This is a genomic window from Citrobacter sp. Marseille-Q6884, from assembly GCF_945906775.1.
In the GTDB taxonomy this organism is placed as follows: domain Bacteria; phylum Pseudomonadota; class Gammaproteobacteria; order Enterobacterales; family Enterobacteriaceae; genus Citrobacter.
Window position 1 is genome coordinate 280,814 of sequence record NZ_CAMDRE010000003.1, and the last position, 8,674, is coordinate 289,487.

Here is an 8,674-nt window from a genome sequence, read left to right on the forward strand (position 1 = left end):
TAAAAATAAAGGGGAGAGACTGCGGTACTATAAACGGCCATGATGAATCGTCATCGATTCGGGCCCTGATGAAAGACGCGCGTGAGGTTCTTGTTCGTTAAGCGGATACGTATATCCTGTACAATAGCCAGATAGGCCTCACGGGGTCTAACCCTTTATCATCAACGAATTGCAGGTCAGATGGTTATACAGCTTCGAGCTTTAGTTGACTGAGTACAGCCGGAAATCATCACCGTAATGTAGTGATGCCCAACACAGCCGCGCATTTTTGGCGGCGATGGCCACAACAGCCCGCCAGTACCCTCTGCGCTCAACCAACATACAAACCCAACGGCTGAATGAGTCAGTCCTTTTCCCGGCGCCAATAAGCACTGAACGAGCCCCCTGAACCAGAAGCGTTCGCAGATACGAATCACCGGCTTTTGTGATCCTGCCGAGTTTCGACTTTCCCCCGCTGCTGTATTGTGATGGCGTCAGCCCCAGCCAGGCTGCCAGTTGACGTCCATTTTTAAAATCATGTGCATTACCGATACTGGCGACCAGTGCACAGGCCGTTGTGGGACCAACGCCCTTTAGCTCCATCAGCCGCTGACTGCGATGATCTGTTTTGGCTATGTGGGACAAAATTCGGTCATATTCAGTGATGTTAGCTTCAATGCGATCAACGTGTTCCATCAAATCATCAACACATTGCTGAACCTGAAGCGGTAAAGAGCTCTTCTGCACAGAAACCATGTGGCGCAGGGCATCAGCACTTTGTGGCGCGATGACACCGAATTCAGATATCAATCCTCGCAGACGATTATACGTTGCTGTTTTCTCTTCGATAAAACCCTGACGGGTACGATGTAAACACTGCATGGCCTGCTGGCTTTCGTCTTTCACTGGTACGAACCGCATATGCGGACGACGAACAGCTTCACAGATAGCCTGAGCATCAGCTGCATCATTTTTTCCTGATTTTCCGGCCATACGATAAGGCGATACAAACTTAGCAGCCATCAGACGTGGCTCATGACCATACTGCCGAAACAATCTTGCCCAGTAGTGAGCCCCGGAGCATGCTTCCATCCCGATAACACAGGGAGGCAAACTTGCAATTAACTCAGGAAGTGCAGCACGCGATACTTTAGGCTTAACCAGAACAGTTCTACCATTTTGATCAACACCGTGAACAGCAAACACATTTTTAGCAAGATCGATACCGACAGTCGTGATAGTCATAACGAATTCCTCCGGGACGATGTGTACCCCATGATTGCACAAGAGTTAATCAGGCGCATAATCAGGGGAAGTCCCTTCCATTCGTTAAGGTTGTTTTTTGACCTTTCTACTTTAGCTGGCCTCAGCCGACGAAACTTACCGGAAGCGGGTATCCGGTTGCTTTTCCAGATATAATCTCCTGTCAGATTGATGTGCTCCCAGCCTAAGGGCGACAAATGCGACAGCAGTTGCTCGTTGATCTTCACCCCTTTACGCTTCAGCGCATCGACCGCTCTTTCCATATAGACGGTATTCCACAGGGATATGGCAGCTGTCAGGAGCGTTAGTCCACTGGCGCGATAGCTCTGATTTTCCGGTTTTCGGTCCCTGATTTCACCCAGCCGGTGCAGGAATACCGCACGCGCCAGCGCGTTACGGGCTTCTCCTTTATTCAGTCCCGCCTGTACACGCCGACGCAGTGCCGGATCGCGGAACCAGTCGAGCATAAACAGCGTTCGTTCAATACGGCCAATTTCTCTCAGTGCTTTGGCAAGTCCGTTTTGCTTGGGGTAGCTGGCAAGCTTTTTCAGCATCAGGGATGCCGTCACGGTTCCCTGCTTTATCGAGGTTGCCAGACGCAGCACTTCACGCCAGTGAATTTCGATCTCTTTCAGATTCAGGCTGGTCGTTGATATCAGTGACTGAAGCGCCGGGTATTGGTCTGCTTTCCCTTTGATAAACAGTTTCTTGTCGTGGAGATCCCTGATTCGTGGACAGAACGCAAATCCCAGCAGATGCATCAGGGCAAAGACATGATCGGTGAAACCCGCAGTATCGGTGTAATGCTCCCTGATTTCCAGGTCGCTTTCGTGGTACAGCAAGCCATCGAGAACATGGGTTGAATCCCTGACCCGGCTGATTATGCAGGTGTAAAACGGGCTGTATTGATCCGATATATGGGTATAAAACTGACGTCCAGGCTCCTGCCCATATTTCGGGTTAACCTGCCCTGCGTAGCGGCCTGAGCTGCCTGTTCTGAAATTTTGTCCGTCTGATGATGACGCTGTCCCGTCTCCCCAGAATGCCGCCAGAGACCTTTTTCCCTGCGCATTTACCAGCTCTGCAAGAGCGGCTGAATAAGTTTCATCACGGATGTACCATGCCTGAATATCTTCGAGTGATGATTTGGTGCTCCCGGGGCAGGCTTCTGCCATTTTGGTCAGGCCAAGGTTGATGCCATCCGCAAGAATGGTGGTGAGGAGCAGTCGGGTATCGGGACGGGTAATGTCATTTTTTATATGCGAAAAATGTCGGGTAAACGTCGTCCAGCTGTTTACCTCATCGAGAATTTCCGTGATTTTAGGTCGCGGTAGCATGCTGTAAACCAGCTCTGCCAGCGGTGAAACCTGCGCCGGAACGCAGTTATCCAGCGGAGAGACTTTTACGCCCCTGTCAGATATTTCCACATCAGGCAGTTCACCAAGGGCAGCCATGGCATTGACCTCTTCAAGTCTGGACTGAAGCAGGGTCATACGGCTGGTAATGTACTCATGATAATCAGCAGATACGGGCAGTGGCAGGGCCGGCGTGAGTTTGTCAAAGTCCTTTTCGGGGATGAGGTAATCATCAAAATTTTTGTAGCGGCGCGAGCCTTTAACCCAGATATCCCCGGAGCGCAACGCCCCCTTAAGCTCGCTGAGCGCACAAAATTCATAGTACTGCCGGTCAATACCCGCAGGTGTAATCACCACCTTGCGCCAGCTTTCAGGGACAAACTCAAGCGGCGCTGCCGCCGGAACTTTACGTGAGTGCTTCCGGTACATCTCCTTGATCACAACCAGTGCATCAGCCAGAGGTTGCGCGGCCGGGGTTGCGACTAACTGTAAAGCGGACAACATGCGCGGGGCATATTTCCGTAATGTGCTGTATTTCTCGGTAATAATATGCAGCGGGTCAAAATTATTTTTTCTGGCGAGATGGCGTGTTTCCTCCAGACTGGCGACAAATTCATGCCATGGGAGTATGTTTTCTATTGCGAGCCATGGATCTCCACCGGAATCACGGGCATCAGACAGCGCCTGACCGACATCGATATACTGCCTCAGTTTTGACTGGATCAGCTTTCCGGTCTGCTGAAGGCGCTCAGCCTGTGTTCTTTTGGCTTTGCTGAAAAGGCTGTTCAGCATTCGCTCATGCAGCTCAATTACTTCGTCTGTCAGTGTGGCTCTGGCTTCTTCCAGCACGCACACCAGGATCGCATGACGCCGGGCTGCTGAAAATCGGGTCAAATCCCGGCTACTCATCTTTCGGCCTTCCCGCGCAAGTTTCAGCAACCTGTTCTGGTGAATGGTACGATCTATACCTTCAGGTAATGCCAGCGATTCAATGCTACTGAGCCGATCAAGATGTTGCAGCACGTTCTTACCATTGATTTTACCCGGCGGTTGCAGAAGCCATGTCAGCCTGGAAGGCTGATTATCTGATGACTCCAGTAAACGATCCAGGGCATCCCTGTGGGCCGGAGTTAACGGGGCATTCAGGGTCTGAAATACGATTTTATCGCCGCCAGCCATGGCCTCCGCACAGGTACGCTCCACGACGTCAATCGCGGGGATGATCACGTTGTTCTGCCGGAGCCAGACCAGTAACTCTTCGGCCAGGAGAATACCTTTATCGGTGCGCGTCGCCATCGAAAGCAGGTGTGTAATACAGTCTTGCTGTATTTTGCCGGTGAACGCCTTTACGCCAAGATAGCGGTACAGTTCGGTTAAATGCTCACGCCGGGTCGTATCCCTGCCGGAAAGGTAAGCGGGCCAGAGATCCCCGGTAAGCTTTAGCCTGCTGGCGATATGCTTCAGCAGCGCATCAGAGGGTGGGATTTTTGGCACTGTTGCAAAGTTAGCGATGAGGCAGCCTTTTGTCTTATTCAAAGGCCTTACATTTCAAAAACTCTGCTTACCAGGCGCATTTCGCCCAGGGGATCACCATAATAAAATGCTGAGGCCTGGCCTTTGCGTAGTGCACGCATCACCTCAATACCTTTGATGGTGGCGTAAGCCGTCTTCATGGATTTAAATCCCAGCGTGGCGCCGATTATCCGTTTCAGTTTGCCATGATCGCATTCAATCACGTTGTTCCGGTACTTAATCTGTCGGTGTTCAACGTCAGACGGGCACCGGCCTTCGCGTTTGAGCAGAGCAAGCGCGCGACCATAGGCGGGCGCTTTATCCGTGTTGATGAATCGCGGGATCTGCCACTTCTTCACGTTGTTGAGGATTTTACCCAGAAACCGGTATGCAGCTTTGCTGTTACGACGGGAGGAGAGATAAAAATCGACAGTGCGGCCCCGGCTGTCGACGGCCCGGTACAGATACGCCCAGCGGCCATTGACCTTCACGTAGGTTTCATCCATGTGCCACGGGCAAAGATCGGAAGGGTTACGCCAGTACCAGCGCAGCCGTTTTTCCATTTCAGGCGCATAACGCTGAACCCAGCGGTAAATCGTGGAGTGATCGACATTCACTCCGCGTTCAGCCAGCATCTCCTGCAGCTCACGGTAACTGATGCCGTATTTGCAGTACCAGCGTACGGCCCACAGAATGATGTCACGCTGAAAATGCCGGCCTTTGAATGGGTTCATGTGCAGCTCCATCAGCAAAAGGGGATGATAAGTTTATCACCACCGACTATTTGCAACAGTGCCCGATGACAGCGGTCATATTCTGCCATGGCAGAATATGACCGCTGTCATCGAGCCGTTTTATCCCAAGGCGGGCAATGGCCGACGGCCCTATCCGCTGGAGACCATGCTGCGTATTCACTGCATGCAGCATTGGTACAACCTGAGCGACGGTGCCATGGAAGATGCCCTGTACGAAATCGCCTCCATGCGCCTGTTTGCCCGATTATCCCTGGATAGCGCCCTGCCGGATCGCACCACCATCATGAATTTCCGCCACCTGCTCGAGCAGCATCAACTGGCCCGTCAATTGTTCAAGACCATCAATCGCTGGCTGGCCGAAGCAGGCGTCATGATGACCCAAGGCACTTTGGTGGATGCCATCATCATTGAGGCACCCAGCTCTACCAAGAACAAAGAGCAGCAACGCGATCCGGAGATGCATCAGACCAAGAAAGGCAATCAGTGGCACTTTGGCATGAAGGCCCACATTGGTGTCGATGCCAAGAGTGGCCTGACCCACAGCCTGGTCACCACCGCGGCCAACGAGCATGACCTCAATCAGCTGGGTAATCTGCTTCATGGAGAGGAGCAATTTGTCTCAGCCGATGCCGGCTACCAAGGAGCGCCACAGCGCGAGGAGCTGGCCGAGGTGGATGTGGACTGGCTGATCGCCGGGCGTCCCGGCAGGGTAAAAACTTTGAAGCAGCATCCGCGCAAGAACAAAACGGCCATCAACATCGAATACATGAAAGCCAGCATCCGTGCCAGGGTGGAGCACCCGTTTCGCATCATCAAGCGGCAGTTCGGCTTCGTGAAAGCCAGATACAAGGGGCTGCTGAAAAACGATAACCAACTGGCGATGTTATTCACCCTGGCCAACCTGTTTCGGGTGGACCAAATGATACGTCAGTGGGAGAGATCTCAGTAAAAACCGGAAATAACGCCAGAAATGGTGGAAAAAATAGCCTAAATAGGCTGATTCGATGTGTTTGCGGGAAAAAAATCGGCCCAGATCCGCGAAATTTTAATCAGCGAGTCAGCTTGGGAAGAAATGACCTGCTTATTCGCACCTTCCTTAGAGAACAATTTATTGAATTCAATGAATTGTTGCTTTTTGAGGACCTGAATTTGTTTAATCAAAGAATGGCTGAATATCTGGTGCTGTATAACAGCAAAAGGCCACATAAATCACTCGAACTGATGACGCCAGTGGACTATATTTGGCACTGTTGCAAATAGTCGGTGGTGATAAACTTATCATCCCCTTTTGCTGATGGAGCTGCACATGAACCCATTCAAAGGCCGGCATTTTCAGCGTGACATCATTCTGTGGGCCGTACGCTGGTACTGCAAATACGGCATCAGTTACCGTGAGCTGCAGGAGATGCTGGCTGAACGCGGAGTGAATGTCGATCACTCCACGATTTACCGCTGGGTTCAGCGTTATGCGCCTGAAATGGAAAAACGGCTGCGCTGGTACTGGCGTAACCCTTCCGATCTTTGCCCGTGGCACATGGATGAAACCTACGTGAAGGTCAATGGCCGCTGGGCGTATCTGTACCGGGCCGTCGACAGCCGGGGCCGCACTGTCGATTTTTATCTCTCCTCCCGTCGTAACAGCAAAGCTGCATACCGGTTTCTGGGTAAAATCCTCAACAACGTGAAGAAGTGGCAGATCCCGCGATTCATCAACACGGATAAAGCGCCCGCCTATGGTCGCGCGCTTGCTCTGCTCAAACGCGAAGGCCGGTGCCCGTCTGACGTTGAACACCGACAGATTAAGTACCGGAACAACGTGATTGAATGCGATCATGGCAAACTGAAACGGATAATCGGCGCCACGCTGGGATTTAAATCCATGAAGACGGCTTACGCCACCATCAAAGGTATTGAGGTGATGCGTGCACTACGCAAAGGCCAGGCCTCAGCATTTTATTATGGTGATCCCCTGGGCGAAATGCGCCTGGTAAGCAGAGTTTTTGAAATGTAAGGCCTTTGAATAAGACAAAAGGCTGCCTCATCGCTAACTTTGCAACAGTGCCCTATATTTTACGTGAGAGTAAAAATTGCAATATGTGGTGGACCCATACAACCTGAAGCGAGAAGGTATATTATGAGCTATCGTATGTTTGATTATCTGGTGCCAAACGTTAACTTTTTTGGCCCCAACGCCATTTCCGTAGTCGGCGAACGCTGCCAGCTGCTGGGGGGGAAAAAAGCCCTGCTGGTCACCGACAAAGGCCTGCGGGCAATTAAAGATGGCGCGGTGGACAAAACCCTGCATTATCTGCGGGAGGCCGGGATCGAGGTGGCGATCTTTGACGGCGTCGAGCCGAACCCGAAAGACACCAACGTGCGCGACGGCCTCGCCGTGTTTCGCCGCGAACAGTGCGACATCATCGTCACCGTGGGCGGCGGCAGCCCGCACGATTGCGGCAAAGGCATCGGCATCGCCGCCACCCATGAGGGCGATCTGTACCAGTATGCCGGAATCGAGACCCTGACCAACCCGCTGCCGCCTATCGTCGCGGTCAATACCACCGCCGGCACCGCCAGCGAGGTCACCCGCCACTGCGTCCTGACCAACACCGAAACCAAAGTGAAGTTTGTGATCGTCAGCTGGCGCAACCTGCCGTCGGTCTCTATCAACGATCCGCTGCTGATGATCGGTAAACCGGCCGCCCTGACCGCGGCGACCGGGATGGATGCCCTGACCCACGCCGTAGAGGCCTATATCTCCAAAGACGCTAACCCGGTGACGGACGCCGCCGCCATGCAGGCGATCCGCCTCATCGCCCGCAACCTGCGCCAGGCCGTGGCCCTCGGCAGCAATCTGCAGGCGCGGGAAAACATGGCCTATGCCTCTCTGCTGGCCGGGATGGCTTTCAATAACGCCAACCTCGGCTACGTGCACGCCATGGCGCACCAGCTGGGCGGCCTGTACGACATGCCGCACGGCGTGGCCAACGCTGTCCTGCTGCCGCATGTGGCCCGCTACAACCTGATCGCCAACCCGGAGAAATTCGCCGAGATTGCTGAACTGATGGGCGAAAATATCACCGGACTGTCCACTCTCGACGCGGCGGAAAAAGCCATCGCCGCTATCACGCGTCTGTCGATGGATATCGGTATTCCGCAGCATCTGCGCGATCTGGGAGTAAAAGAGGCCGACTTCCCCTACATGGCTGAGATGGCTCTGAAAGACGGCAATGCGTTCTCGAACCCGCGTAAAGGCAACGAGCAGGAGATTGCCGCGATTTTCCGCCAGGCATTCTGAGTGTTAACGAGGGGACCGTCATGTCGCTTTCACCGCCAGGCGTACGCCTGTTTTACGATCCGCGCGGGCACCATGCCGGCGCCATCAATGAGCTGTGCTGGGGGCTGGAGGAGCAGGGGGTCCCCTGCCAGACCATAACCTATGACGGAGGCGGTGACGCCGCTGCGCTGGGCTCCCTGGCGGCCAGAAGCTCGCCCCTGCGGGTGGGTATCGGGCTCAGCGCGTCCGGCGAGATAGCCCTCACTCATGCCCAGCTGCCGGCGGACGCGCCGCTGGCTACCGGACACGTCACCGATAGCGACGATCATCTGCGTACGCTCGGCGCCAACGCCGGGCAGCTGGTTAAAGTCCTGCCGTTAAGTGAGAGAAACTGAATGTATCGTATCGGCACTGTTGCAAATAGTCGGTGGTGATAAACTTATCATCCCCTTTTGCTGATGGAGCTGCACATGAACCCATTCAAAGGCCGGCATTTTCAGCGTGACATCATTCTGTGGGCCGTACGCTGGTAC

General features: G+C 53.5%; 6 protein-coding genes and 2 pseudogenes. 5 read left to right on the forward strand and 3 right to left on the reverse strand.

Going from position 1 to position 8,674, the window contains the following annotated elements:
* Positions 1-201 precede the first annotated feature (201 nt).
* From N7268_RS25060 to N7268_RS25070, 3 genes and pseudogenes are all read right to left on the reverse strand, one after another.
* The gene (locus N7268_RS25060) at positions 202-1,224 is read right to left on the reverse strand and encodes an IS110 family transposase (RefSeq protein WP_000156887.1); all 1,023 of its coding nucleotides are present in this window, start codon (positions 1,222-1,224) and stop codon (positions 202-204) included.
* A gap of 84 nt (positions 1,225-1,308) precedes the next feature.
* Positions 1,309-4,100, reverse strand: a pseudogene (locus tag N7268_RS25065) (Tn3 family transposase); the annotation flags it as partial.
* A 38-nt stretch (positions 4,101-4,138) separates the two neighbouring features.
* Complete coding sequence (locus tag N7268_RS25070; RefSeq protein WP_001067855.1) at positions 4,139-4,843, reverse strand: IS6-like element IS26 family transposase; 705 nt, start codon at positions 4,841-4,843, stop codon at positions 4,139-4,141.
* A gap of 58 nt (positions 4,844-4,901) precedes the next feature.
* Between N7268_RS25070 and N7268_RS25075 the strand changes: the two genes are divergently transcribed.
* The 5 genes and pseudogenes from N7268_RS25075 to N7268_RS25095 all read left to right on the forward strand — a co-directional run bounded on the left by N7268_RS25075 (position 4,902) and on the right by N7268_RS25095 (position 8,536).
* A complete protein-coding gene (locus N7268_RS25075; protein ID WP_181636716.1) occupies positions 4,902-5,813 on the forward strand; it encodes an IS5 family transposase in 912 nt (303 codons plus the stop codon).
* A 146-nt stretch (positions 5,814-5,959) separates the two neighbouring features.
* Positions 5,960-6,124: pseudogene (locus N7268_RS25080) on the forward strand (IS3 family transposase); the annotation flags it as partial.
* A 46-nt stretch (positions 6,125-6,170) separates the two neighbouring features.
* Positions 6,171-6,875 (forward strand): IS6-like element IS26 family transposase, encoded by a 705-nt coding sequence (locus N7268_RS25085; RefSeq protein ID WP_001067855.1) that lies wholly within the window; start codon positions 6,171-6,173, stop codon positions 6,873-6,875.
* A 123-nt stretch (positions 6,876-6,998) separates the two neighbouring features.
* Positions 6,999-8,162, forward strand: a complete 1,164-nt coding sequence (gene dhaT / locus N7268_RS25090) for a 1,3-propanediol dehydrogenase (RefSeq protein WP_023336801.1) — start codon at positions 6,999-7,001, stop codon at positions 8,160-8,162.
* 20 nt (positions 8,163-8,182) lie between these two features.
* Positions 8,183-8,536, forward strand: a complete 354-nt coding sequence (locus N7268_RS25095; protein ID WP_086801900.1) for a glycerol dehydratase reactivase beta/small subunit family protein — start codon at positions 8,183-8,185, stop codon at positions 8,534-8,536.
* Positions 8,537-8,674 lie beyond the last annotated feature (138 nt).

Coding starts and splice junctions, on each gene's coding strand:
- N7268_RS25095 (WP_086801900.1), top strand. CDS start 8,183: ATGTCGCTTTCACCGCCAGGCGTACGCCTGTTTTACGATCCGCGCGGG.
- N7268_RS25070 (WP_001067855.1), bottom strand. CDS start 4,843: ATGAACCCATTCAAAGGCCGGCATTTTCAGCGTGACATCATTCTGTGG.
- dhaT (WP_023336801.1), top strand. CDS start 6,999: ATGAGCTATCGTATGTTTGATTATCTGGTGCCAAACGTTAACTTTTTT.
- N7268_RS25085 (WP_001067855.1), top strand. CDS start 6,171: ATGAACCCATTCAAAGGCCGGCATTTTCAGCGTGACATCATTCTGTGG.
- N7268_RS25060 (WP_000156887.1), bottom strand. CDS start 1,224: ATGACTATCACGACTGTCGGTATCGATCTTGCTAAAAATGTGTTTGCT.